We start from the raw sequence: 243 nt of genomic DNA on the forward strand, positions 1-243 counted from the left end.
CAGGCAATACCCCGTTGGAAAGTATAAATCTGGGAAAACAGGTGGGGCAACAAGCAGACTAATCGGACATAAAACCCACATAAAACCCAGCAACAAAGCAGTCAAAGCCCACACAGAAGTGATTAAAGGTGTAATAAAACAATACAAAACAGCACCTCAATCAGCCCTGATTAGCAGACTAAACCCGATTATTCGGGGATGGTCAAATTATTACTCAGCGGTAGTCTCAACAGAGACCTTCAG

Annotated in this window: 1 protein-coding gene; it reads left to right on the forward strand. The window is 43.2% G+C overall.

Translation table 11 applies throughout. The features are described 5' to 3' along the window. On the forward strand, nucleotides 1-243 hold a 243-nt coding region (locus P5674_RS26400), incomplete at both ends, for a group II intron maturase-specific domain-containing protein (protein WP_315643536.1).

The sequence above is a fragment of the Limnospira sp. PMC 289.06 genome, assembly GCF_032350395.1.
GTDB classification, from domain to species: Bacteria; Cyanobacteriota; Cyanobacteriia; order Cyanobacteriales; family Microcoleaceae; genus Limnospira; species Limnospira platensis.